General features: G+C 64.0%; 21 protein-coding genes. 17 read left to right on the forward strand and 4 right to left on the reverse strand.

Annotated elements, in window-relative coordinates:
* Positions 1–206 precede the first annotated feature (206 nt).
* The 10 genes from AMS67_RS01170 (at position 207) to AMS67_RS01215 (ending at position 10227) form a co-directional block, all read left to right on the forward strand.
* Positions 207–3101: a Na+/H+ antiporter subunit A gene (locus tag AMS67_RS01170; RefSeq protein ID WP_053385903.1), complete on the forward strand. Its 2895-nt coding sequence runs from the start codon at positions 207–209 to the stop codon at positions 3099–3101.
* A complete protein-coding gene (locus AMS67_RS01175; protein WP_082305208.1) occupies positions 3098–3607 on the forward strand; it encodes a Na(+)/H(+) antiporter subunit C in 510 nt (169 codons plus the stop codon). The genes AMS67_RS01170 and AMS67_RS01175 overlap by 4 nt, the downstream gene beginning before the upstream one ends.
* Positions 3604–5274 (forward strand): Na+/H+ antiporter subunit D, encoded by a 1671-nt coding sequence (locus AMS67_RS01180; RefSeq protein WP_053385752.1) that lies wholly within the window; start codon positions 3604–3606, stop codon positions 5272–5274. The genes AMS67_RS01175 and AMS67_RS01180 overlap by 4 nt, the downstream gene beginning before the upstream one ends.
* The gene (locus AMS67_RS01185; protein ID WP_053385753.1) at positions 5267–5833 is read left to right on the forward strand and encodes a Na+/H+ antiporter subunit E; all 567 of its coding nucleotides are present in this window, start codon (positions 5267–5269) and stop codon (positions 5831–5833) included. Before AMS67_RS01180 ends, AMS67_RS01185 begins: the two co-directional genes overlap by 8 nt.
* On the forward strand, positions 5830–6141 hold the full coding sequence (locus AMS67_RS01190) for an MrpF/PhaF family protein (protein ID WP_053352887.1): 312 nt from the start codon (positions 5830–5832) through the stop codon (positions 6139–6141). Before AMS67_RS01185 ends, AMS67_RS01190 begins: the two co-directional genes overlap by 4 nt.
* Positions 6134–6553 (forward strand): monovalent cation/H(+) antiporter subunit G, encoded by a 420-nt coding sequence (gene mnhG, locus AMS67_RS01195; RefSeq protein ID WP_082305209.1) that lies wholly within the window; start codon positions 6134–6136, stop codon positions 6551–6553. The genes AMS67_RS01190 and mnhG overlap by 8 nt, the downstream gene beginning before the upstream one ends.
* Positions 6554–6658: 105 nt before the next feature.
* The gene (locus tag AMS67_RS01200; protein ID WP_053385754.1) at positions 6659–8143 is read left to right on the forward strand and encodes a helix-turn-helix transcriptional regulator; all 1485 of its coding nucleotides are present in this window, start codon (positions 6659–6661) and stop codon (positions 8141–8143) included.
* A gap of 133 nt (positions 8144–8276) precedes the next feature.
* Positions 8277–8741 carry an FHA domain-containing protein gene (locus AMS67_RS01205; RefSeq protein WP_053385755.1) on the forward strand — a complete coding sequence of 155 codons (465 nt, stop codon included), beginning with the start codon at positions 8277–8279 and terminating at the stop codon, positions 8739–8741.
* 1 nt (position 8742) lies between these two features.
* Entirely contained in the window at positions 8743–9420 is a 678-nt protein-coding gene (ftsR, locus tag AMS67_RS01210; protein WP_053352890.1) for a transcriptional regulator FtsR, read from the forward strand.
* Positions 9421–9576: 156 nt separating this feature from the next.
* Positions 9577–10227: a MerR family transcriptional regulator gene (locus AMS67_RS01215; RefSeq protein WP_082305211.1), complete on the forward strand. Its 651-nt coding sequence runs from the start codon at positions 9577–9579 to the stop codon at positions 10225–10227.
* Positions 10228–10306: 79 nt separating this feature from the next.
* Here AMS67_RS01215 and AMS67_RS01220 read toward each other — a convergent pair whose 3' ends face one another.
* Positions 10307–11152 (reverse strand): ParA family protein, encoded by an 846-nt coding sequence (locus AMS67_RS01220; RefSeq protein ID WP_053352891.1) that lies wholly within the window; start codon positions 11150–11152, stop codon positions 10307–10309.
* Between the two features lie 209 nt (positions 11153–11361).
* On the opposite strand from AMS67_RS01220, the gene AMS67_RS01225 reads away from it, so the two are divergent.
* Both AMS67_RS01225 and def read left to right on the forward strand, forming a co-directional pair.
* Positions 11362–14763 (forward strand): pyruvate carboxylase, encoded by a 3402-nt coding sequence (locus tag AMS67_RS01225; protein WP_053385756.1) that lies wholly within the window; start codon positions 11362–11364, stop codon positions 14761–14763.
* A gap of 41 nt (positions 14764–14804) precedes the next feature.
* Complete coding sequence (def, locus tag AMS67_RS01230; RefSeq protein ID WP_053385757.1) at positions 14805–15296, forward strand: peptide deformylase; 492 nt, start codon at positions 14805–14807, stop codon at positions 15294–15296.
* A 76-nt stretch (positions 15297–15372) separates the two neighbouring features.
* On the opposite strand, the gene AMS67_RS01235 is transcribed toward def, so the two are convergent.
* On the reverse strand, positions 15373–17202 hold the full coding sequence (locus tag AMS67_RS01235) for an AMP-dependent synthetase/ligase (protein WP_053385904.1): 1830 nt from the start codon (positions 17200–17202) through the stop codon (positions 15373–15375).
* Positions 17203–17342: 140 nt separating this feature from the next.
* Here AMS67_RS01235 and AMS67_RS01240 point away from each other — a divergent pair, with 140 nt between their 5' ends.
* On the forward strand, positions 17343–18014 hold the full coding sequence (locus AMS67_RS01240) for a lysophospholipid acyltransferase family protein (protein ID WP_053352894.1): 672 nt from the start codon (positions 17343–17345) through the stop codon (positions 18012–18014).
* 163 nt (positions 18015–18177) lie between these two features.
* Positions 18178–19545, forward strand: coding sequence for a class II 3-deoxy-7-phosphoheptulonate synthase (locus AMS67_RS01245; protein WP_053385758.1), 1368 nt, complete (start codon positions 18178–18180; stop codon positions 19543–19545).
* A 70-nt stretch (positions 19546–19615) separates the two neighbouring features.
* Here the strand turns inward: AMS67_RS01245 and pknB are convergent, their stop codons facing one another.
* A complete protein-coding gene (gene pknB / locus AMS67_RS01250) occupies positions 19616–21589 on the reverse strand; it encodes a Stk1 family PASTA domain-containing Ser/Thr kinase (protein ID WP_075201169.1) in 1974 nt (657 codons plus the stop codon).
* 94 nt (positions 21590–21683) lie between these two features.
* Between pknB and AMS67_RS01255 the strand changes: the two genes are divergently transcribed.
* A complete protein-coding gene (locus tag AMS67_RS01255) occupies positions 21684–22049 on the forward strand; it encodes an Rv2175c family DNA-binding protein (protein ID WP_306455205.1) in 366 nt (121 codons plus the stop codon).
* Positions 22050–22077: 28 nt separating this feature from the next.
* Here AMS67_RS01255 and AMS67_RS01260 read toward each other — a convergent pair whose 3' ends face one another.
* Positions 22078–23178 carry a polyprenyl synthetase family protein gene (locus tag AMS67_RS01260; protein ID WP_053385759.1) on the reverse strand — a complete coding sequence of 367 codons (1101 nt, stop codon included), beginning with the start codon at positions 23176–23178 and terminating at the stop codon, positions 22078–22080.
* 73 nt (positions 23179–23251) lie between these two features.
* Here AMS67_RS01260 and AMS67_RS01265 point away from each other — a divergent pair, with 73 nt between their 5' ends.
* Entirely contained in the window at positions 23252–23638 is a 387-nt protein-coding gene (locus AMS67_RS01265; RefSeq protein WP_053385760.1) for an SCO2097 family morphological protein, read from the forward strand.
* A 605-nt stretch (positions 23639–24243) separates the two neighbouring features.
* On the forward strand, positions 24244–24675 hold the full coding sequence (gene mraZ, locus AMS67_RS01270) for a division/cell wall cluster transcriptional repressor MraZ (RefSeq protein ID WP_053385761.1): 432 nt from the start codon (positions 24244–24246) through the stop codon (positions 24673–24675).
* Positions 24676–24684: the final 9 nt, after the last annotated feature.

Raw genomic sequence — 24684 nt, forward strand, 5'->3', positions numbered from 1 at the left:
ACACTGTACGACCCTTTCGCTATTTCTGGGACCGTTTTGCCGCCGAGAACAGTATCGCGAGTTCTGGTTCGCCGTACACGGAAGTTCCCCGTTGCGATCAGGGAGTTCGCCAGTGGCGCACCGCGAAGTTTTGGAGACTCGGTTCCGGTAGACTGTACTGAGATCCAAACGACGACCGAACCGGAAGTGGGCCGCCTATGGGAGCGATGATGAGTGTCTTGCTCATCCTTGCTCTGGTTTCGATTGTCGCCCATCCCGCAGCCCGACTCTTGGGGCGTCGCGTGTTTGGGGTATTTGCCCTCGTGATGGCGGCGATCTTCGTTGTTCTCCTGTCGTTGGCTCCAGGCGTGTACGGCGGCAACACGATTGTCGAGGCATTCGTGTGGGTACCTCAGATCGATCTCACGCTGACATTCAGGCTTGATCCGGTCGCCCTCTTGTTCGCACTGCTCGTGACTGGAGCGGGTGCGCTGGTGCTGTTGTACTGCACCCGCTACTTTGAGCCCCGAGAGCCCGGACTCGAGCGCTTTGCCGCTGTCTTCATGGGGTTCGCGACGTCAATGCTCGGGCTTGTGCTCGCCGACGATGTCTATCTGCTCTTCGTATTCTGGGAAGGCACGACGATCTTCTCGTTCCTGCTCATCGGGCACCTCACGCGACTGCGGACATCGACGGCTGCCGCTCTGCAAGCGTTGATGGTGACGACGTTCGGCGGGCTCGCGATGCTCGTCGGACTGGTGCTCCTTGCCCACCAGGCCGACAGTTCTTTGCTTTCGGAGATTGTTTCCACTCGACCCGAAGGTGCTGTGGGCACCACCGCGGTATTCCTGGTGCTTGCGGGCGCACTCTCGAAGTCGGCGATCTTCCCCTTCCATTTCTGGCTCCCGGGTGCCATGGCGGCGCCGACGCCGGTGAGCGCCTATCTGCACGCAGCGGCGATGGTCAAGGCCGGCATCTACTTGATCGCTCGCATCACGCCCGCCTTCGCAGACGTTCCGGGATTCCGCGAGACACTCGTGGTACTTGGTGCCGTGACGATGCTCAACGGCGGTATTCGTGCTCTTCGCCAGTTTGATATCAAACTGATCGTCGCGCACGGCACAGTGAGTCAACTGGGCTTGCTCGTGATGGTGTTCGGCGTGGGTGATCCGCGTGCTAGCTTCGCCGGCTTTGCGTTGCTGTTCGCGCATGCCGTTGCAAAAGCTCCATTGTTCTTGTCAGTGGGCATTATCGACCACGCAACCGGCACCCGTGATCTGCGCAAGCTCAGTGGGTTGGGGCGTCGGATGCCCGTGCTCGCGGTCATTACTCTGCTCGCTGCAGCGTCCATGGCGGGGGCTCCGCCATTCTTCGGGTTCGTTGCAAAGGAATCCGCGTTCGCCGAATTGCTCGCAGTGGGTCGCGACGAACCGATCGCGATGGTCGCCTTTGCCGTCGCTGTCCTCGGTAGCCTGCTGACCGTCGCCTACATGGGACGATTCTTGTGGGGCGCTTTCGGGCGCAAGAACGGTGTCGAATCCTGCCGCGTCGCCCATGATCCCGGTCGCTTGATTCTCGTTGCCCCGGCGCTTTTCTCAGCTGCCGCGCTGCTCCTCGGAATCCTTGCCAGCAGTGTGGATGACGTGCTGCAGCCGCTGGTTCCCGAAGCGCACGAACGCGGTATCGAAGTGGAGCATCTTGCACTGTGGCACGGGTGGACCCTGGCACTGCTGGCCTCGGTGGTCGTACTGGTGCTCGGCGTGCTTCTCGCGCTGCGTTTGAGTCGTACACGTACATTCGCACCGCCACCCGCTGAGCGCTGGTCTGCCTCACACGCGTACTGGGTCGTCACCCATTTCGTCGATGTGCTTGCCGTTCGGGTGACCGCAATTACGCAGCGCGGCTCGTTGCCGTTCTACTTGGCTGTGATCCTCATCGTGTTGGTCTTGTCGCTGGGCGGCACGGTGCTTCTCACCGGCGAGTGGCCCAGTGAAGTGGTGTTCGCGACCTCACCGGTACAGATTCCCATCGCCATCGTGATGATCATTGCCGCGTTGTTCTCACTGCGTGCGCGTACGCGCTTCCAATCAGTGGTGCTGGTCGGAGTCACCGGGTACGGCATGGCCGCAATCTTCGCGATGCACGGGGCGCCCGATCTCGCGTTGACGCAAGCCCTCGTCGAAACCGTCACGCTGATCGCGTTCGTTCTCGTGATTCGTCGACTCCCGCAGCGGATTGGCAGCCGCGCAACCCGGCCGAAGCGCTGGGCGCGGGGTGCGATTGGTCTTGGAGTCGGTCTGGTCTTCGGTGCTCTTGCAGTGATTGCTCTGGGCTCCCGAATCGCCGAGCCGATCTCTCTGCAGCTTCCCGAGCTCGCCTACGCTGGCGGACACGGCAGCAACGTCGTGAATGTGATGCTGGTCGATATTCGCGGGTGGGACACCATGGGTGAACTCTCGGTGATCCTGGCCGCGGCGACGGGCGTCGCATCCCTCGTTTTCGTGAGTACCCGCGTCGATACCCGACCGAAGATCAGCCGCCGCGCGGCGCGTTCGGCTGCGCAGGAGCATCTCATGCGCGTGGCGGATCCGCAGGACCCGGCGCGACGCATGTCGTGGGTGCTCGCGGGGCGGCACCTCGATCCCGCACGACGCTCGATCCTGCTCGAGGTCGTGGTGCGACTGATCTTCCACGGGCTGATCATCTTGTCGATCTACCTGTTGCTGACGGGGCACAATACGCCCGGTGGCGGATTCGCTGGGGGATTGGTGGCCGGTCTCGCGCTCGTCGCGCGCTACCTGGCCGGAGGTCGGCACGAACTCGGTGCGACGGTACCGCTCGATGCCGGGCGCATTCTGGGGACTGGGCTGGCGATCGCAGTGTCGATGGCCTTCCTGCCCATGCTGTTCGGGCAATCCGCGTTGGCGTCAGCCTGGGTCGATGTCGATCTCGGCATCTTCGGGACGTTGCCGCTTGTCACGTCCACACTGTTCGATGTGGGCGTGTACCTCGTAGTCTTCGGTCTGATTCTCGATGTATTGCGGAGCCTCGGCGCCGAGATCGACGAACATGAAGAAGCTGATATTGCAGCATTCGAGGAAGAGGAGGTGAGCGCACGATGACCATGCCACTCGTTCTGGTCGCAGTGATGGTGGTGCTCTACACCTGCGGTGTCTACCTCATGCTCGACCGATCGCTGACGCGATTGCTGCTGGGTTTCCTTCTGGTCGGCAACGCGACGAATATTCTGATCTTTCTGATGTCGGGCTCATTCGGTGCCGCACCGATTTCGGGGGAGACCGCCGCCGAAGACATGAGCGATCCGCTGCCACAGGCCTTCATTCTGACGGCGATCGTCATCACGTTCGGCGTCAGCGCGTTTCTGCTCGCACTGATCTATCGTTCATGGCGGCTTGCGCACGAGGACGATGATCGTGTGCAAGACGATGAGGCCGATCTCGAGATTGCCACTGCTGAAGCGCTCGCGGCGACCGAGGTCACCGATGAGGACCTGGCTGAAACCCAGGAATACGACGCCGAGGACTTCCCGGACGAAGTTTCGGATGCTGATTCCGTCGAGACGTCGACGAGCAGCACCGTTCACTCCGCAGAGGAGGACGCCCGATGATTCCACTCGTGCCGCTCGCAGTTCTGATCCCGCTCGCCGGCGCTGCGCTCGCGCTCGCGGTGCCCGGGCATCGCAAACTGCAGCAGGGAATCACACTGGTCGCGTTGAGTTCCGTCGTCGTGCTCAGCGGCGCACTCATGTATCTCGTCGACGCCCACGGCACCCTCGTCATGGAAGTCGGCGGCTGGGCTGCGCCGTTCGGCATCGCCCTCGTCGTCGATCGTGTTTCCGCACTGATGCTCACCGTGTCATCTGTGGTGCTCCTCGGGGTCTTCCTGTTCTCGATCGGTCAGGGTCTCGCCGACGGCGACGACGATACGCCGGTCTCGATTTACTACCCCACGTACCTCGTGCTCGGCGCGGGCGTGTTCAACGCATTCATCGCGGGCGATCTGTTCAACCTGTACGTCGGTTTCGAGATTCTTCTGGTTGCGAGCTACGTCCTGATCACACTCGGCGGCACGGCCCAGCGGATCCGAGCCGGCGTCACCTACGTCATCGTCTCGCTTGTTTCATCAGTGCTGTTCCTTGCGGCGATCGGTTTGATCTACGGCGCGACAGGTACCGTGAACATGGCCCAGCTCACGGTGCGGATCGCTGAGCTCCCCAGCGAGGTGCAGTTGCTCCTCAACCTCACCCTGCTCATCGCATTCGGTATCAAGGCCGCGGTGTTCCCGCTCGCGTTCTGGCTCCCGGATTCGTACCCGACGGCGCCGGCGCCGGTGACGGCCGTCTTCGCCGGGCTGCTGACGAAGGTCGGCGTCTACGCCATCATCCGCACGCAGACACAACTGTTTCCGAACTCAAGCGTTGATCGATTGCTCCTGATCATCGCTGGGCTCACCTTGTTCGTCGGCATCCTGGGCGCGGTCTCACAGCTCGACATCAAGCGATTGCTGTCATTCACGCTCATCAGCCACATCGGCTACATGATTTTCGGCATCGGCATGGCGAATTCCGCGGGATTCGCCGCCACGATCTACTACATCGCTCACCACATCATCGTGCAGACCACCCTGTTCCTCGCGGTTGGTCTCATCGAACGTCAGGGCGGCACCACATCGATCTCGGGCCTGGGTGGACTGATGCGGAGCGCGCCGTTCATCGCGGTGCTGTTCTTCATCCCCATGCTCAACCTCGGCGGAATTCCACCATTCTCGGGATTCATCGGCAAGCTCGGGCTGTTCACGGTCGCCGCCGACCTCGGAACGCCCGAGGCCTACTGGCTGATCGGCATCGGCGCGTTGGTGTCCCTGCTGACGCTGTACGCGTTGGCTCGCGCCTGGGTGCTCGCGTTCTGGCGTTCGCCGTCGAAGGCCGAGGCGAAAGCGGCGAAGCCGGCGACCACTGAAGCACTCGTGCTGCGCGAACGCGAGCGGGCACTTTTCGAGCGTTTGCAAGATGCGCCTGATGCGCAGCCGCAAGCCGAGCAGAAAGAGATTCCCCGTCTCATGTTCGCCGCGACGACAGGCATGGTCGTGGTGAGTGTCGCGCTCACCGTCTTCGCTGGCCCCCTGTACGCGTATGCAACGCGCGCCGGAGAAGATCTGGCACACCCGGGCGCTGTGGTCGACCAGGTGCTCGGCGACGGCTCGGGTGCGGGCAGTGGTGGACCGGGCGGCGGCAGCGGAACGACGACGCTCGAGAACGGGGGCGAGCATGAGTGAGTCGAGTACTGGATCACCACGTGCCGCCCGCCGGATGGAATGGGGCGTGCGACTGCATGAGCTCCCACTCGTCATCGGACTCGTGCTGCTGTGGATGATGCTCTGGCAAGAGGTATCGCTGCTCTCCGTGGTGAGCGGGCTCGTGGTCGCCATCGTCGTCATGCGTTTGTTCTACCTGCCACCGGTCGAACTTGCCGGTCGGTTCAACGTGTGGTTCGCGGTGCAGTACTTGGCGTACTTCATCTGGCATCTCGGGCGCGCCTCATGGGAGGTCGCGTGGCTCGCAGTGAGGCCCGGGCCACCACCCAAAACGTCGATCATCGCCGTCAAGCTCAACACACGCTCAGACTTCATCATGACGATGGTCGGCCTGACGAACTCGCTCATCCCTGGCTCGCTCGTTGCCGAGATCGATCGATTCGAATCCACTCTGTACTTGCACGTGCTCAATACGCCGACGCAGCGCGAGCTCACCAAGATGCGGCACGACGTGCGCACCATCGAACGTTTGCTGGTGTGCGCGGTCGGCTCCAAAGAAGAGATGAGGGCGCTCAAATGACCGTAGTCAATGCCGCTCTGCTCATCGCTGCCGGCGCCGGTCTCACGGTGACCGCGCTTGCCGCCATCATTCGGATCGTGCGGGGGCCGACGATTCTCGATCGCATGGTCGCATCCGATGTGCTCCTCACGACGCTGATGCTTGCCGTCGGGGCAGATATGGTCGCTCGCGGGCACACCGACACGATTCCGCTCATGACCGTGATCGCCGCAACGGCGACGCTCGCGACCATCGTTGTGGCACGATTCGTCAAGCGTCGTGCAGAGCAACCGGCACCGCCGCAACCATCGGAGGTGGGCCATGTCTGACATCATTCTCGACACGGCCGCGGTGATCTGCGTGTTTCTGGCCGCAGTATTGTCGGTTGCCGCAGGCATCGGGATCCTTCGGTTCCCCGATGCGTTGAGCCGGTTGCATGCCGCGACCAAGCCTCAGATCTTCGGACTCTTGCTGGTCATCGCCGCGATCGCGCTCGATCAACGTTCCTTCGCGACGCTGCTCGCGCTCGTCCCGGTATTCGTCTTCCAGTCGCTCACCGCTCCGGTGGCTGCGCACATGGTGGGTCGCGCCGCGTATCGAACCGGGCAGCTCGATACGGCCACGCTCGTCGTTGATGAGCTGGGCCCCGCGATCGAACGAAGTGACCTGTACGGGCCTCGCCTCCCAGACCGCGTCGAGCCTGCGGATCGGGAAGCCGGCGACTCAGGCGCATCGCGATAATTTCCGTGAAATTGCTCCACACCGCACTCTGCGCTCTGGTTCGGGCTGCGAAGAAGCCTGAAAGTTCTGCTTGTCGGAAGTTCGGGGCTCTGACATGATGTCGTCATGACACTGCAGTCAGTACCTCCGACCCACTCCGCCGAGTTCGACCCGGCCGAGGAGAGCAGCGACGCCCTGACACTGGGCCGACGCGTTCGTGCACTCCGTGCGCAACGCGGTTTGACGCTCGAGCAACTTGCCCAAGCCGTCGACCGCGCCCCATCGCAACTGTCGGCGATCGAGAACGGCAGGCGTGAGCCACGATTGCCCATGCTTCGCTCCCTCGCAGCGGCGCTCGCAGTGAGCGTCGACGATCTGCTGCGCGATGAGGCTCCCTCGGAACGCGCGGGGCTCGAGATCGCGGTGGAACGGGCACAGCGTGGCGCTGTGTTCCAATCGCTCGGGTTGCAGCCGATTCGGGTATCGAAGACGACAAGTGATGAGACGCTGCGTGCCCTGCTGGGCCTGCATCGCGAAGTCGAGCGCTTGCACCGCGAACGTGCAGCAACTCCTGAGGAGGCGCGACGCGCCAACACCGAGCTTCGAGCGGAAATGCGCGTGGCAGGCAACTACTTCGCCGACCTCGAGCGGGAAGCGGCCGCGATGCTCGAACGGGTGGGGTATTCGGGAGGTCCCGTCTCGCAACAGCTGGTCTCAAACATCGCGGAAAAGCTGGGTTTCAGTCTGCATTATGTTGCCGATATGCCGCACTCGACTCGGTCGGTGATCGACCGTCGAAATGGTCGGGTGTATCTCGGCAGCGGAACTCCGTCGCGTGACGCTCGCGCGCCGATTCTGCGGGCGCTCGCGAGCGTCGTTCGTGGGCATGAAGAGCCGACCAGTTACGGCGACTTCCTGCGTCAGCGCATTGAGGCGAACTATCTTGCCGGCGCCGTGCTGCTTCCCGAGCCGGCGACGGTGTCGCTGCTCGCCGAAGCAAAACGTCAGCGGCAGATTTCAATGGAGGATCTGCGGGACGCGTTTGCAGTCTCCTACGAGATGGCAGCCCACCGATTCACGAATCTCGCCACGGAGCGGCTGGGGCTCGATGTGCACTTCATGAAAGCGCATGAGTCGGGCACTTTGATCAAAGCGTATGAGAACGACGGAGTGCGGTTCCCGTCAGACGCGCTCGGTAACGTCGAGGGTGCGATGGTCTGCCGCAATTGGACCGCACGCACGGTGTTTGGGCAGCCTGACCACTTCAACCCGTGGTACCAGTACACCGATATGGCGTCGGGCGGCACGTACTGGTGCACCTCGCGAGTCGAACGCGCGAAAGAGGGGCTCTATTCGGTCAGCGTCGGGGTGCAGTTCTCGGACGTCAAGTGGTTCCGCGGGCGCGAGACGCCGCACCGTTCACAGTCGTTCTGCCCCGATGATCGGTGTTGCCGGAGCGCCTCCACGGAGATGACGACGAAATGGGCGCCGGCGGCGTGGCCAGAAGCAGCGACACCGACGAGTCTGCTGGCAGCGTTGCCGACCGGCACTTTTCCAGGAGTGGACGCGCACGAAGTCTACGCGTTCCTCGAATCACACGAAACGCGGTGAATCTGCTGGACGCCACGCCGTGATGCGGCACAAAACCTCATGCCAAGGTGCGCCGTTGGCCTGGGCTGCGCTAGCGTAGAAGTACCGAGTCGACCGGCTCGCATTGGCTCCGGGAGTAGGAATGGGTGAGGACATGACCAGCGAAAATCATGCCCGTCGCGACGACAGCACAGAAGTGCGATCGACTCAGCAGTTCCGTGAAGATCTCGGAGCCCTCATTCGCACCCGGGCCACCGACCTGACGATCGATGAGCGCGAGGCGGTCGAAGCGCTGCCATCGGGTGCTGCCCTGCTCGTCGTACGTCGCGGTCCCGATCAGGGTGCGCGGTTCCTGCTCGATCAAGATGTGACCGTCGCCGGTCGACACCCGGCTGTCGACATCTTCCTCGATGACGTGACCGTGTCTCGACGTCACGCGGAGTTCCGTCGGTCAGGCACGGAGTTCACTGTGGCTGACCTCGGGTCATTGAACGGGACGTTCAGCGATGGCACGCGCATCGAGGGTGCGGTCTCGATCGCCGACGGCTCAGAGGTGCAGGTCGGCAAGTTCCGTTTCACGTTCTTTGCCTCGCGATTCGATCTCGCCGAGGAGAACTAGGGTGGTGGCGGCACAGGCCCGCCCGTATTCCTCTGGCCTCCTGAGCATCGGTCAGGTCCTCGCGCGTCTCCAAGACGATTTCGGCGATCTCACGCCTTCGAAGCTTCGCTTTCTCGAAGAGCAGCGGCTCATCACTCCCGAGCGCACGGCGTCGGGGTACCGCAAGTTTTCGCAGGAGCACATTGAGCGGCTGCGTCTCATTTTGACCCTGCAGCGCGACCACTACTTGCCGTTGAAGGTCATTGCGGAGGTGCTCGACGAGATTGATCAGGGACGAGATCCCATCATTCCCGGCGCCGCGTCGCGCAGCGCGTCGAGCATCCTCACTCCGAAGCGGGTGCTGAGCAGCGAGGAACTCCGACGTCTGACCGGGGCGAGCGCGCGATTCCTGGGTGAAGCCATTGCGGCGGGTCTGTTGCCGGCCGCAGAGGTGTTTCCGCATGACGCGGTGGCGCAAGTAACGTCACTGTTGAAGCTTGCCGAGCAGGGCATCACGCCGCGACACCTCCGACCGCTCCGCGTTGCAGCTGAGCGTGATGCCGAGCTGATCGCGCACGCCGTGTCGACACGTGGAGTCAAGCCGGCGTCACCCGCGGCCACCGAGGGAGCGCTTGAACTCGCTGAGCACCTGGATACGGTGCGCTCCGGCGTGTTGCGGCGGCGATTCGGAACGGCCTGATCGACTTGTATTTGGCGTGTTTTCAACCTTCAAGTTCCACTTGAAGTCGACACGATCAAATTGAGACTCGACGGTCGTTGCACGGGGGTCGAGCGCTCGGTAGCGTTGGGGGAGTTCGGCGCCGCTCTCACGGTGCGCCGATGAGAAAGGAACACGATGGAGCACACTCGGCAGCCTGACGGCGATGCGACGACTCCATCGGTGGAGGCGGAGCCAAACGCTGTGTCCGCCGGGGCGCACTCTGATACGCCTACGGAAACGCTCCAGTCGTATGCGATCGATGCCGATGTGCTGTTCGATGATGGTCTTCCGCGCCCCAACCAAGATGGCGGTTTCAAGGGTGCGACCGCGGCGCGTGCCGCGGGAATCAGCTACCGCCAGCTCGACTACTGGGCCCGCACGGGTCTCGTCGAGCCCACGGTGCGCAGCGCACAGGGCTCGGGGTCGCAACGCCTCTACGGATTCCGAGACATTCTGGTGCTGAAGCTCGTCAAGCGCCTGCTCGACACGGGCATTTCGCTGCAGCAGATTCGCACTGCTGTGTCGCAGCTGCACGAAGCCGGTGTACATGACCTGTCGCAGACGACGCTCATGAGCGATGGGGCGAGTGTGTATCTCTGCACCTCGAATGACGAAGTGATCGACCTGGTCAGTCGCGGCCAAGGTGTCTTCGGCATTGCCGTGGGTAAGGTGCTGCGCGAGGTGGAGACGTCGCTCGTCGACATGGACGAGCATCGCGAGGAAGCATCGCAAGATCGTGCGGTCGATGAGCTCGCTGCTCGCCGGAAGACCCGGAAGATCTCCTGATTCGGTTCTGAAATGACGAAGGGGCTGACCGCATATTCGCGGTCAGCCCCTTCGTCATTTCACGGGACGCGGTTCGTCGTCAGTCTTCGGTGACCACGGTCGCCGTCGGAGCTCCCGATTCAGAAGCTCGTGCGGCGTCGATGCCGGCGGAACGCAGAATGCGGTCGAGGACGAGATCGAAATTCGCTGCCATCTCCTGAGATGCCTCGCCCGGCCACATGTGTACCGGCTTCGCTGCGCCCTGAGCCTGCTGCAGCGAGAGGCGCTCGGGAAGCTGCGGGTTGAGCACGAGCGGGCCGAACATCTCGCGGAGTTCTCGAATACGGAACTGGTGCTCCATCGACTGCGGCTGCGTGCGATTGATCAGGATGCCGAGCGGCTGGAGGCGCGGGCTGACGCCACGACGAATTTCCTCGATTGCGCGAAGCGCGCGGTCGGTCGCTGCCACAGCGAACAGGCTTGGTTCTGCGACGACCAGCACGCGGTCGCTCGCTGCCCAGGCGGTGCGCGTCAAAGCGTTCAAGGATGGGGCGCAATCGATCAGCACGAGATCGTATTCGGATTCGACGATCGCGAGGGCTTCCTCGAGCTTCCAGATGTCGCGCGTCGAGGGGTGTGGGCCATCGAAGTTAATTGCGGAGGGGCTGCCCACCAGCAGATCGATGGTGCCGCCCTCGTGGTAGTCATTCCACCCGCTGTGCGCGATCGCACTGCGCACCGTCTTCTCTTTCGGGCTCTCAAGAACGTTGGCGATATTGGCGTACCCCTCGGGGTTGACGGCGAGCCCGGTCGATACGTCGGACTGCGGATCGAAGTCCACGACGAGGGTCCGCAGACCCCGTGAAAACGCGGCCGATGCGAGGCCGAGCGTCACGGTCGTCTTGCCGACGCCGCCCTTGAGGGAACTCACACTCAATACATGCACACGGCAAGTTTAGTGGATTTGGTGTGTGCATCGCCTGACTTCGTTCTCGGCGAAGTCGGATCGCAACGGATTCAGTGGGGAAATTCGCGGTGCGGGCGGGTGCCGGTGTTGCTCAATGCAGAAGCCGGTAACCGTGACCATGTATCTTGATATCAAACCAGTTCGACGGTGTGGGCACCCGGCGATAAGCGCAGTAGCAAGGAGGCGGAGTGTTCCAGAAGATCTTGGTGGCGAATCGTGGTGAGATCGCGATTCGTGCGTTTCGGGCGGCGCATGAGCTGGGTGCCCAGACGGTGGCGGTGTTTCCGTATGAAGACCGCAACTCGTTGCATCGGTTGAAAGCGGACGAGGCGTATTTGATTGGTACGGTCGGGCATCCGGTGCGTGCGTACCTGGATGTCGCTGAGATCGTGCGGGTCGCGGTCGAATCGGGCGCCGACGCAATCTACCCGGGGTACGGGTTTTTGTCGGAGAACCCGGAGCTCGCGGCGGCGGCCGAGGCAGCCGGGATCCGGTTTATTGGGCCGGGGAAGAACGCGCTCGAGATGGCGGGCAACAAGGTTGCTGCGAAAGAGCACGCGATCGCGGCTGGGGTGCCGGTGCTGCGTTCGACGCCGCCGACGACGGATGTGGATGCGTTGATTGCGGGGGCGTCGGAGATCGGGTTCCCGGTGTTCGCGAAGGCGGTCGCGGGTGGTGGTGGTCGTGGCATGCGTCGTGTGGAACGGGTCGAGGATCTGCGTGACGCGTTGGAGTCAGCGATGCGTGAGGCTGAATCCGCGTTCGGTGACCCCACGATGTTCATTGAGCAGGCCGTGCTGCGCCCGCGCCATATCGAGGTGCAGGTGCTTGCGGACTCCACTGGTGCGACCGTGCACCTGTTCGAGCGAGACTGCTCGGTGCAGCGTCGGCATCAGAAGGTTGTGGAGATCGCGCCGGCCCCGAATTTGTCGCAGGAGAAGCGTGACGAGTTGACGCGGGACGCGATCGCGTTCGCGAAATCGATCGGGTACGAGAACGCGGGCACGGTCGAGTTCTTGCTCGACACGGCGGGGGAGCGCCAGGGTGAGCACGTGTTCATCGAGATGAACCCCCGCATCCAGGTGGAGCACACGGTGACTGAGGAGGTCACGGATGTCGACCTCGTGCGCGCGCAGATGCGCATCGCGGCCGGGGCCACGCTCGACGAACTCGAATTGACGCAGGATCGCATTCAGTTGCGTGGTGCAGCGTTGCAGTGCCGCATCACGACGGAGGATCCCGCGAACGGCTTCCGTCCGGATTTGGGGCGGATCACGGCGTACCGCTCCCCGGGTGGTGGCGGGGTGCGCCTGGACGGGGGCACGATTGATGTGGGGGCGCAGATCAGCCCGCACTTCGACTCGATGCTCGCGAAACTCACGTGTCGGGCGCGTTCGTTCCCTGAGGCCGTGAATCGTGCTGAGCGTGCGCTCGCGGAGTTCCGGATTCGTGGGGTCTCCACCAACATCCCCTTCTTGCAGGCGGTGCTTGCTGATGATGTGTTCCGGGCGGGGGATGTGTCGACGCAGTTCATTGAGGAGCGGCCTGAGCTGCTGTCGATGAACAAGCCGAAGGATCGTGCGACGCGGCTTCTGCAGCATGTCGCGAACGTGACGGTGAATCAACCCAACGGGGCACGGCCGGGGCATATTGATGCTGCGCAGAAGGTGCCCGCGATCGACCTTGCGGCGCCGGCCCCCGCGGGCAACCGGCAGTTGCTCTTGGAGGTAGGCCCCGAGGCCTACGCCGCCCAGCTGCGCGCGCAGACCGCACTCGCGGTCACCGAGACGACGTTCCGCGATGCGCATCAGAGTCTGCTTGCGACGCGCGTGCGCACCCGCGACCTCGCCCGCATCGCCCCGTATGTGGCGCGGATGACGCCGCAGCTGTGGTCGGTTGAAGCATGGGGTGGTGCGACGTACGATGTCGCCCTGCGATTCCTCGGAGAAGACCCCTGGGAGCGGCTCGCGGTGCTCCGTGAGGCACTCCCGAATGTGCCGATCCAGATGCTGCTGCGTGGCCAGAACACGGTCGGGTACACCCCGTACCCGAAGCAAGTTGCTCAGGCGTTCGTGGCAGAGGCGGCGTCGACGGGCGTCGACGTGTTCCGCATCTTCGACGCGCTGAACGATGTGAACCAGATGCGGGTCGCGATTGACGCGGTCCGGGAGACCGGAACGGCCGTTGCCGAGGTCGCGATGTCGTACACGGGCAATCTGCTGAGCCCGACCGAAGACAAGTACACCCTCGACTACTATCTGCGTCTCGCGGAGCAGATCGTCGACGCGGGCGCGCACGTACTCGCGATCAAGGACATGGCTGGGCTCTTGCGCCCGGCTGCAGCTACGAAGCTCGTGACCGCGCTCCGGGAGCGATTCGCTCTCCCCGTGCATCTGCACACGCACGATACTCCGGGTGGGCAGCTCGCGACGCTGCTCGCGGCAAGCGCTGCGGGCGTGGACGCGGTCGATGCGGCATCCGCACCGATGTCGGGCACCACGTCGCAGCCGTCGCTGTCCGCTCTGGTGGCGTCGCTGGCGGACACGGACCGTGACACGGGCCTTGATCAGGACGCGGTGTATGCGTTGGAGCCGTATTGGGATGCCGTGCGTGCTGTGTACAAGCCGTTCGAGTCAGGACTGCCCTCGCCGACCGGTCGCGTCTACACGCACGAGATCCCTGGCGGCCAGCTGTCCAATCTGCGTCAGCAGGCGATCGCGTTGGGGCTCGCCGACAACTTCGAGAGGATCGAAGACCTGTATGCGGCGGCAGACCGGATTCTCGGGCGCATCCCGAAGGTGACGCCGTCGTCGAAGGTCGTGGGCGATCTCGCTCTGCATCTGTCTGCCGTCGACGCCGACCCCTCTGATTTCGAGGCGAACCCGGAGAAGTACGACATTCCGGATTCCGTGGTCGGATTCCTCGCGGGTGAACTCGGCGAGATCCCGGGCGGGTGGCCGGAGCCGTTCCGCTCGAAGGTGCTCGCCGGGCGCAACGTTGATATCGCAGTCACGCCGGTGTCGGACGCCGACCAGGCGCTGCTCGATGGCACGAGCGCTGAGCGGCGGGACACACTGAACCGACTGCTCTTCCCACAGCCGACGCGTCAGTTCCTGGATGCGCGCGAGCAGTTCGGTGACGTGTCGGTGCTCGACACTCCGGACTACCTGTACGGTCTGTCCGCGGGTGAGGAGCACGCCATCGACCTGGCGAAGGGTGTGCGGTTGTACGTGGGCCTGGAAGCGATCGGTGAGGCGGACCCGAAGGGCGTGCGAACCGTGATGGTGCGTGTGAACGGCCAGTTGCGTCAGGTATACGTCAAGGACCAGTCGGTCAAGGTTGAGGCCGTGATCGCGGAGAAGGCGGACCGAACGGTTCCGGGGCATGTCGCGGCCCCGTTCTCGGGCACGGTGACCGTGAAGGTCGCGGTCGGGGACGTCGTCGAAGCGGGTCAGCCGGTCGCGTCGATCGAGGCGATGAAGATGGAGGCCGCGATCACGGCCCCGGTATCGGGTCGTGTGGAGCGGGTCGTGTTCACCGGGACGCGGGCGACCGAGTCGGGCGATTTGATCGCGACCATCACCGAGTAGCGTTTTCGGGCTGACGGCCCGTGCCGGTAGGCTCGGATGTCATGGCGATTCGTGACATCCGAGTCTTTGGCGATCCCGTGCTCCGCACGGTCTGCGATCCCATTGTCGACATTGACGACGGCGTGCGAGCGTTGGCGCAAGACCTCATTGATACGGTCGACATGGACGGCCGTGCCGGGCTCGCTGCGACGCAGATCGGTCATACCCTGCGAGCGTTCAGCCTGCATATCGACGGAGAGATCAGCTACGTTCTGAACCCGGAGATCGTTGCGCTCGAGGGCGAACCCGAGCTGACCGGGGAAGGCTGCCTTTCCGTTCCCGACCTCTGGTTCGACGTGCTGCGCTATCCGCGTGCGACGGTTCGAGGAATCGATCTCGACGGCAACCCGATCGAGATCGCGGGCGAGGGCTTGATGGCGCAAGCGCTGCAGCACGAGTGCGACCATCTCGACGGCAAGCTGTACCTCTCTCGTCTCGACCGCGAATCACGCGGCGAGGCAATGCGTCAGATACGCACCTCTGCCTGGTTCTGAGCGACGCGACGTCACACATACAGCCCGGGCCGCCACAAGTGTGGTGGTCCGGGCTGTACTGTCGGAGGTGGAGCAGCTACCGTGCGACGTTGACGGCCTCGGTCTGCGGGTTCTCGCCGTAGATCCCGGCGATTTCACCCGCGAAGTCGCGGAGAATATTGTCGCGACGAATGCTCATCTTCGGGGTGAGGTGGCCATTCGCCTCGATAAACTCCGTCGGAAGAATGACGAACTTGCGGATTGATTCGGCACGCGACACGTACTCGTTTCCGGCATCGACGGCGCTCTGCACTTCAGCGAGCACTTTCGGGTGCACGGCAGCTTCCTCGAGCGTCATGTTCGGGTCTTCGCCGTTGTTCTTCAGCCAGCTTGGGAGCATTTCAGGATCGAGCGTGACGAGTGCCGAGATGAATGGCTTCTGATCGCCGACCACGACGACCTGCCCGATGATGGTATTCGAACGGATCGGGTCTTCGAGAGCCGCTGGCGCGACGTTCTTACCGCCCGCGGTCACGATGATTTCCTTCTTGCGGCCGGTGATCGACAGGTACCCGTCGTTATCCAGCGAACCGATGTCACCGGTCCGGAAGAACCCGTCGGCGGTGAACGCAGCCGCCGTGGCCTCGGGATTGTTCCAGTATTCCTTGAAGACGTCGATTCCCTTGATCTCGATTTCGCCGTCTTCGGCAATGCGGATCGTGTGCCCCGGAAGCGCCGGGCCGACGGTGCCGATCTTGAACTTGTGCGGAAGGTTCACCGTTGCGGGCGCTGTGGTTTCGGTGAGCCCGTAGCCCTCGAGAATCTTGACACCCAGGCTGCGGTAGAAGTGACCGAGGTAGTGGCTGAGCGGAGCTGAGCCCGACACAGCGAACCGTACGTTGCCGCCCAGACGCTCGCGCAGCTTGCCGTAGACGAGCTTGTCGAAGAGCTTGAACTTGAGGCCCAGCACGAACGGCACCTTGCCGGCGTCGAGCGCTTCAGAGTGCGCGACCGCAACCTTGGCTGCGGCGCGGAAGATCTTGCCCTTGCCCTCGGACTCGGTCTTCTGCTCGGCCGAGTTGTAGACCTTCTCGAACACGCGTGGCACCGCGAGCAAGAACGTCGGTTTGAATGTGCTGAGTGCGGGCAGCAGCTGCGAGGTATCGGCCTGGTGCCCGACGCGAACGCCCCCGTGCACGGAGAGCACCGAGATGAACCGGGCGAAGACGTGCGCGAGTGTCACGAAGAGCAACGTCGAAGCGCCCGGTTGGTGCACCAGCTCGGTAAGTGCGGGAGCCGTGTTGCGTGACAGGTCGACAAAGTTGGCGTGCGTGAGTACGCAGCCCTTCGGCCGTCCGGTGGAGCCGGACGTGTAGATCAGTGTTGCGACGTCGCTTCCGACGGCGATGGAGCGGCGACGCTCGATCTCGGCGTCGTCGATGGCTGCACCCTGCGCCCGGAGCTCGTCGAGCGCGCCATGGTCGAGGCGCCAAGACAGCGACACGGCAGGGAGGTCGTCACGAATCTCCGCGAACCGTTCTGCGTGATCTTCGGTCTCCGTCAGGATCGCGCGCGCGCCCGAGTCTTCCAATACCCAGTGCACCTGCAGCGGGGATGACGTCTCATAGATCGGCACCATCACGGCACCCGTGTAGTGGATGGCGAAGTCCACTAGAGTCCACTGGTAGCTCGTCTTGCACATGAACGCGATGCGGTCGCCCGGCTCGATGCCGGCGGCAGCGAACCCCTTCGCCAGCGAAATCACATCTGCGCGGAACTCGGCCGCGCTGATGTCGCGCCAGCCATCGCCTTCGGGGACGGCGAAGAGTGCGCGATCCGGCGTCTCCTCAACTCGCTGCTCGAGAAGATCCGTGATGTTGTCCTCCGGCACCGGCGGAACGAGGATCGGGGTTTCGGACTGATTCACGGCAGCTCCTTCGATACTCATGTATCCGTCATCCGCGACGCGGCGTCTCGCGTCGCACCTTGTTCTGCCACCCTATATGCATACCCCCGCGTCCACCCGGGCTCAGGTATGGTGTTCTCAGTCGAGAGGAATCGTGGGCTGTGCTCTACTGGATTTTTAAACACCTGATCATCGGGCCGTTGCTGAAAACGATCTACCGCCCGTGGCTGGAGGGTGCCGAGAACATTCCCGCGACCGGGCCGGTGATTCTTGTAGGAAACCACTTGTCGGTGATCGACTCCTTCTTCATGCCCGCGATGATCGAGCGGCGGGTCTACTTCCTTGCGAAGAGCGATTACTTCACCGGGAAAGGCCTCAAGGGCTGGCTGGTGAAGTCGTTCATGCTGGCCGTGGGTCAGCTGCCCATCGACCGCTCCGGCGGCAAAGCGTCCGAAGCGTCATTGAACACGGGTCTCGCGGTGTTGGATCGCGGTGACGTGCTGGGCATCTACCCCGAGGGCACGCGCAGCCCCGATGCCCGTTTGTATCGCGGGCGCACGGGTGTCGCGCGTCTGATCGTGGAATCGGGTGCCACGGTCGTGCCCATCGTCATGATCGATACGGAGAAGGCCATGCCCATCGGGGCAAAGGTGCCGAAGATCCGTCGCATCGGAACCGTCGTCGGCAAGCCCTTGGATTTCACTCGTTTCGCTGGGATGAGCGCCGATCGATTCGTGCTGCGCAGCGTCACTGACGAAATCATGCTCGAGATCCAGAAACTGAGCGGCCAGAGCTACGTCGACGTCTACGCGTCGAGCGTGCGCAACCGCTGATCGCCCCGTCGACCACGGCAGCACGCGCCGTGGCGTCGCACGTTCGCTTCGAGCGTCTCGCTCAACCGTCCCCGAGTCGTTGCGGGCCCGCCTGAGGCAGTAGGCTGACAGGGTTGCGGCGATCCGCCGCGACGATTTCACGTACCTACTGTGAGGGATCGCAATGACTACCCAGATTCACGAGACTGCTGCCGAACGAGCGTTCGCGGAGCTCGACGCCTATCAGGCGCTCGAGGCCAAGCAGCAGCCGGTCTGGCCCGATCCCGATGCCGTGGCCTATGCGTCGCGCGAACTGTCTGCACAGCCTCCGCTGGTCTTTGCCGGCGAAGCCGACCAGCTGCGCGAGCGTCTCGCCGCTGCTGCGCGCGGTGAAGCCTTCCTCTTGCAGGGCGGGGACTGCGCCGAAACGTTCGCCGCGGCGACGGCCGACAAGATCCGTGATCGCGTGAAGACGCTGCTGCAGATGGCGGTCGTGCTCACGTACGGCGCCTCGATGCCGGTGATCAAGGTCGGCCGCATGGCCGGTCAGTTCGCAAAGCCGCGATCGAGCAACGAGGAGACCCGTGAGGGGGTCACGCTGCCGGCCTACCGCGGCGATCTCGTGAACGGCTACGACTTCACGACCGACTCGCGCACCGCGGACCCGCAGCGACTGGTGCAGGGGTACCACGTCTCCGCGTCGACGCTGAATCTCATTCGCGCGTTCACGCAGGGGGGCTTCGCCGACCTGCGTCAGGTGCACGCTTGGAATCAGGGCTTCGTCTCGAACCCGGCGAACCAGCGCTACGAGTCCCTGGCCGCCGAGATCGACCGCGCTCTCAAGTTCATGGCCGCGTGCGGCGTCGACAACACAGCACTGACGCAGACCGAGTTCTACGTCAGCCACGAGGCACTGCTGCTCGACTACGAGCGACCGCTGACGCGCGTCGACTCGCGCACGGGCAACCTCTACGACACCTCGGGGCACATGCTCTGGATCGGTGAGCGCACTCGTGACCTCGACGGCGCGCACGTCGAGTTCCTCTCGCATGTGCGCAACCCGATCGGTGTGAAGCTCGGCCCGACGGCGTCGGTTGACGATGCGCTGCGTCTCATCGACAAGCTCGATCCCGAGCGCGAGCCCGGCCGACTGACGTTCATCACGCGCATGGGGGCGGGCAAGATCCGCGACGTCCTTCCCGGTCTCCTTGCGGGTGTACGTGACGCCGGAGCGACTCCGCTGTGGGTCACCGATCCGATGCACGGGAACGGCATGACGACGGCCACGGGCTACAAGACGCGCCGATTCGACGACGTGATGGACGAGCTGCGTGGCTTCTTCGAGGCGCACCGCGAGGTCGGCACGTTCCCCGGCGGCATCCACATCGAGCTCACCGGTGACGATGTCACCGAGTGCCTCGGTGGTTCGGAGAACATCGATGAAGACACGCTTGCGACGCGGTACGAGTCGCTCTGCGACCCGCGCCTCAACCACATGCAGTCGCTCGAGCTTGCGTTCCAGGTGGCTGAGGAGCTCAAGAAGATCTCCTGACCCGCTCGCGACGAACGCCCCCGCTCACCGTTGAGGTGTGCGGGGGCGTTCGTGCGTACTTGGAACGCGGCTAGAACACGAGAATTCGAACCGTCGTTCCCTTTTCGAGCATCGTACCTGGTGCTGGATCGACGCTATCGAACGGTAACCGTCGCAGCAACCGTTCGCTAATCGCGTCTAGCCCTTCGACGCCAGTAACCGTCGGAGCAAATCCGGCAGCGCTGATTGCATCCATCGCCTCGCCAATATTCTTCAGGCCCGACACGTCGGGAACGGGGAAGAGTTCGGGGCCGAGCGACACCTGCAATCCGACGGGATCGCCTGGGCGTACCGGGTCGGTCTGCGGGAGCAGGGCGATCACGGATCCCTTATCGACGGTGTCGCTATACGCATCCTGCTGCAGGGATGCGTCGACCGTCAGCTTGCGGTCGGCGAGCGTCGCCGTCGCGTCGGCAACGGACGCCCCAGAAACGTCGGGCAGGGCGCCCGCTGAGGTGATGAGGTCGACCACGCCCTGCTCAGGGTAGGTGTCGCCGAGGGCATCGCCGTCGCTGCCGAGCGCAGCGAGCACCGTACCGGCCTCAGCGTCGGAGAAACGCTGTTCCACGATGGAGCCAAAGGCGAACTGGGCCTGAGCGATCGCCGCCTCGGCGTCGCTTTGGGGGAGCCCCACGAGGGTGGGTACCGGCAGCATTTGCGGCCCTGTCGACTGGCAGAGCTGCACCGCGGTGCCTCGATCGACACGTGTACCGGCTTGCGGATCACTGCCTGCCGCACTGCCGGCCGGCACCTCGAGGCTCGAGCACTCGACGAGCGACACCACGAGATCGTGCTGTTCCAGCGCGGATTGAGCGGCCGCGATCTCTTGCCCGGAGACATCGGGTACAGACACCTGGGATCCGGGACCCTGCCCGAACCACCATCCGATGCCGCCGGCAGCGACGACGAGCACTGCCGCGAGCAGCGCGATCCAACGGCCTCGGCGGCTTCGGGATCGGGCGTGCCCAGCTGCGCGATCGATGGAAGTGGCAGCTGCGGCGGTGTTCGCCGGCGACTCTGTCGCGTCGATCTGCGGAGCGACCGTGGTGGCATCGGCGCCCGAGGCCACCGCCCACTGCTGCTGCGGGTCGAGAACCGAGGTGGACGGCGTCGGGATGCCCTCGTCGGCCCCGCGAGGCAGTACCCGCGTCGATCCCAGGGGTGCGTCACGCACCGCACCGTCGCGCAGGGCTGCGAGGGCGATGCCCGCGTTATCGGGTCGTGCGTCGGGCTCGCGCTGCGTCATCCACCGCACGAGGTCGTCGAGATCCGCGGGAACTTCGGGGGTGACGAGCGACGGCAGGGGAACCTCGGAGTGCGCGTGCTGATACGCGATCTGCATCGGCTGCTCGCCCGTGAAGGGCTGGGCGCCGGTGAGCATTTCGTACAGCATGATGCCGAAGGCGTAGAGATCACTGCGCGCGTCGGCGATCCCGCGCGTGACCAGTTCGGGGGAGAGATAGGCGATCGTGCCGAGGAGCGCCTGGCCGGTGGTCGTGTTGGCCGACACAGCGCGAGCGAGACCGAAATCACCGAGTTTGATGCGGCCATCGTCAGCCAGCATGACATTCTCGGGCTTCAAATCGCGGTGCACAATGCCCGCCGCATGCGCCGCAGCGAGGCCCGAGAGCACCGCATCGCTGATCTCGATCGTCTGCTCGGTGGTGAGCCGGTGCTGCTGCTTGAGGAGGTCTCGGAGCGTAATGCTCGGCAGGTACTCCATCACGAGATAGGTGCGGCCGAGGTCGTGCCCCTGGTCGAAGACGTTGACCAGATTGGGGTGCGACAAGCGTGCGGCACTCCGCGCCTCCTGCTCAAAGCGACGCGTGAAGTTGTCGTCTTCGGCGAGATGCTCGTGCATGACTTTGACCGCGACGCGCCGCTCCAGACGGAGGTCGGTCGCCAGATACACCATGGCCATGCCGCCCCGCGCAATGCGCGAGCGGATTGCATACCGATCGTCGAGCGTCTGCCCGATCAACGGGTCGGTGGGCACGGTAGTCACCCGTCGAGTCTACGGAAGTCTGATGCGACGAATCATGACGCGCGCCGGAGTCGCGCGGATTGCGCGAGATGCGAGGCGCTGGCACAGTAGAACCGTGGTAGACAACACCTCTTCTGATCGCAGCCCGCTGACGACCGCGCCCATGCTCGGCATCGCCGACCTGGTTGACCGTCTCGGCGTCACGCCGGGCCGGCTCCATCGCCTGATCGAGGAGCACTACCTCGCATCCGTGCGCATCGACGGGGTCATGCGTGTACCCGCAGAATTTCTGCAGGGCGACGAGCCATTGCCGCCGCTGCGCGGCACGCTGCTCGTACTGCACGACGCAGGCTTCTCGGAAGAGGAAGCGGTGATCTGGCTGCTCGCTGAGAATGCGGAGTTGGGCGAGCGCCCGGTCGATTCGCTACAGGCGGGGCGTAAGAGTGCCGTGCGGCGCGCCACGCAGTCGCTCGCGTTCTAGCGCGACGACCTGACGGCGGTCGCCCGCCTCAGAACTCGCGTCGAGCGGCGCGATCCGCGAGACGCGCAAGTGCATCGCTTGCATCCCGACGCACGGGAGCACCGGCGAGTGAGCCGAGCGCGCGCTCGACATTTCGACTGATCATCTCTTCGACGCGATCGACCGCACCGCTTTCGCGAATCGTGCGCTGCAGGATCGCGACCTGCTCTTCATCGAGATCGTTGCCGAGCAGATCATCGAAAATGCGGCGCTGCGTCGTCGGCAGGTGGTGCCGGGCCAATGTCACCAGAACCGTGCGTTTGCCCTCGATCAGGTCGTCACCGGTGGGCTTGCCGGTGACCGCGGCATCACCGAACACCCCGAGCAGATCGTCACGCAGTTGGAAGGCGACGCCGATCGGAAGCCCGAAGTCTCGCATCGCCTGTTCGTGCGATTCGTCGGCGCCGGCGAGTGCGGCTCCGATCAGCAGCGGCGCCTCGACGCTGTACTTCGCCGACTTGTAGACGAGCACCCGGGTTGACCGCTCCAATTGCAAGTCGTGCTCGGCGAACTCGGGCTGCTGCTCTTCGAGCACATCGAGATACTGGCCGATCGCGACCTCGCTGCGCATCCGATTGAAGTGCTCGCGTGCGCGAATCGCGGCTGCGGCGGTCGCTGCATGGGCGCAGGCTGAGTGCATCAGTTCGTCGGCCCAGGACTGGAGGAGGTCGCCGAGCAGAATCGCCCCGGCGACACCGAAATGCTCTGAGGCGCCTGACCAGTTCGCGGCGGCGTGCCGCTCGGCGAACGCACGATGCACCGCGGGGCGCCCACGTCGCGTATCGGAGCGATCGATGATGTCATCGTGAATCAGCGCAGCCGCATGGAAGAATTCGAGCGCGCACGCGGCATCGAGGACGCCGGAGAATGCACCATCGATATCGCCGGAGATGTCGAGTTCGCGCACGGAGCGGTACCCGAGCGCAGCGAATTGCGCGCGAAAGCGCTTCCCGCCGCTCAGGAAGCGTTCCGCCGAGTCGAGGAGCAGGTCGGCGTCGTCGCCGAGCGGCGCCAGATCTTCGCGATGCCGAGCCAGAATGTCAGTGATGCGCTCCTGGACGAGGGCTGCGAGTCGGGTCGTTTCTTCCACGCGCCTAGCCTACTCACGGCTGGGAGTCGTAGACTGACGGGTACCAAGTTTTCACCGAGCCGGGAGGGTCGTCATGGCGCTGTCAGAACACGAACAGCGGTTGCTTGACGAGATGGAGCGCGGCTTCTATCAAAGCGAAGCCGACGTCATGCAGGCGGGATCATCAGAGCATCGCCGGTTGAATTACCGCTCGCTCGTGCTCGGCATCGTCGTGGTGATCATCGGTATCGGCGTACTCATCGGAGGCGTTGCAGCCCAGCAGCTGTGGCTGGGGCTCATCGGGTTTGCCGTCATGCTGGGCGGCGTCATGCTCATGCTGTCGCGACGATCCTCAGATGCTTTGACCGTCGAGGACATCACCTCCACTCCGTCAGGCGGCGGGTCGAGCAAGGCTTCGCGTGAGTCTTTTAGCGAGCGCATGGAGCGCCGCTGGGACCAGCGCATGGAGGGCGAACGCTGATCAGAAACGCATCTCGTTTCTGAACCGCGTTCGGCGGCGCAACAGCGCCGGCCCATGGAGCGGAGCGCAGGGTGGAACGCTGATCGGAAACGCATCGCGTTTCTGAACCGCGTTCGGCGGCGCTTCAGTGCCGGCCCACAGGGCGGAGCGCGGGTGGAACGCATGATAGATGCGCCGTAGGCGCGCGTAAGTGCACCGTGAACGGGTGTCGGACTGGGTCCGGCGCCCGTTCTGTGTTTCCCGGGTGAGACCGCTCGCACGCACTCGCATCTCCTCGGCCTGAAAGCGGACATCTGACTGCCATCGGGCGCGTCCTGTCGTAGCCCCGTAGCTGGGATGCGTCGTCTGATTCTGCATCGACGGCGAAAATCCCTCCACTTTGCTCCCCGGCGTCGCGCGACGGTGTGATCATCGGCGAGACGGCGCGGATTCTCGGCGATATTTGGCGACTGCGCGGGCAGTTTCAGGCCCGGTCGCGCTCGCGACTCAGCGGCATGCATCTGCGAATTTCCGCGAATTCGGGAATAAAGTGGAGCCAATCTCGCAACTGGTGGAGGAAAGTGGAGTAAACTGGGAACCAGGACGAGACGGTGGAGGGAGGGCCCATGCTTCTGGGAACCTTCATGCCGCGCCTGGACGACAAAGGCCGGTTGATCCTGCCGGCGAAGTTTCGGGATGAATTCGCGGATGGTCTCGTCATTACTCGCGGTCAAGAGCGCAGCCTGTACGTGTTCAGCGAAACCGAGTTCCAGGTGCTGCACGATCAGGTCCGATCGGCTCCACTTGCCTCCAAGCAGGCACGCGATTACCTGCGCGTGTTTCTCTCGGGGGCGCACCCCGAGACGCCGGATAAGCAGAGCCGCGTCACGATCCCGCAGAATCTGCGCACCTACGCCGGGCTCGACCGCGACGTCGCGGTCATCGGTGCCGGCACACGCGCTGAGATCTGGGATCTCGACGCTTGGCAGACCTACTTGGCGGCGCAGGAAGCGTCGTTCTCCGAAATCGAGGAGGAGGTGATCCCGGGGCTGTTCTAGCCCGGAATC

The organism is Leucobacter japonicus, from assembly GCF_001273855.1.
In the GTDB taxonomy this organism is placed as follows: domain Bacteria; phylum Actinomycetota; class Actinomycetes; order Actinomycetales; family Microbacteriaceae; genus Leucobacter; species Leucobacter japonicus.

What these genes read in the sequence shown, in the direction of transcription:
- mnhG (WP_082305209.1), top strand. Translation starts at nt 6,134, where the DNA reads ATGTCTGACATCATTCTCGACACGGCCGCGGTGATCTGCGTGTTTCTG.
- AMS67_RS01175 (WP_082305208.1), top strand. Translation starts at nt 3,098, where the DNA reads ATGACCATGCCACTCGTTCTGGTCGCAGTGATGGTGGTGCTCTACACC.
- mraZ (WP_053385761.1), top strand. Translation starts at nt 24,244, where the DNA reads ATGCTTCTGGGAACCTTCATGCCGCGCCTGGACGACAAAGGCCGGTTG.
- AMS67_RS01190 (WP_053352887.1), top strand. Translation starts at nt 5,830, where the DNA reads ATGACCGTAGTCAATGCCGCTCTGCTCATCGCTGCCGGCGCCGGTCTC.
- AMS67_RS01185 (WP_053385753.1), top strand. Translation starts at nt 5,267, where the DNA reads ATGAGTGAGTCGAGTACTGGATCACCACGTGCCGCCCGCCGGATGGAA.
- AMS67_RS01200 (WP_053385754.1), top strand. Translation starts at nt 6,659, where the DNA reads ATGACACTGCAGTCAGTACCTCCGACCCACTCCGCCGAGTTCGACCCG.
- def (WP_053385757.1), top strand. Translation starts at nt 14,805, where the DNA reads ATGGCGATTCGTGACATCCGAGTCTTTGGCGATCCCGTGCTCCGCACG.
- AMS67_RS01170 (WP_053385903.1), top strand. Translation starts at nt 207, where the DNA reads ATGATGAGTGTCTTGCTCATCCTTGCTCTGGTTTCGATTGTCGCCCAT.
- AMS67_RS01205 (WP_053385755.1), top strand. Translation starts at nt 8,277, where the DNA reads ATGACCAGCGAAAATCATGCCCGTCGCGACGACAGCACAGAAGTGCGA.
- AMS67_RS01245 (WP_053385758.1), top strand. Translation starts at nt 18,178, where the DNA reads ATGACTACCCAGATTCACGAGACTGCTGCCGAACGAGCGTTCGCGGAG.
- AMS67_RS01265 (WP_053385760.1), top strand. Translation starts at nt 23,252, where the DNA reads ATGGCGCTGTCAGAACACGAACAGCGGTTGCTTGACGAGATGGAGCGC.
- AMS67_RS01180 (WP_053385752.1), top strand. Translation starts at nt 3,604, where the DNA reads ATGATTCCACTCGTGCCGCTCGCAGTTCTGATCCCGCTCGCCGGCGCT.
- AMS67_RS01215 (WP_082305211.1), top strand. Translation starts at nt 9,577, where the DNA reads ATGGAGCACACTCGGCAGCCTGACGGCGATGCGACGACTCCATCGGTG.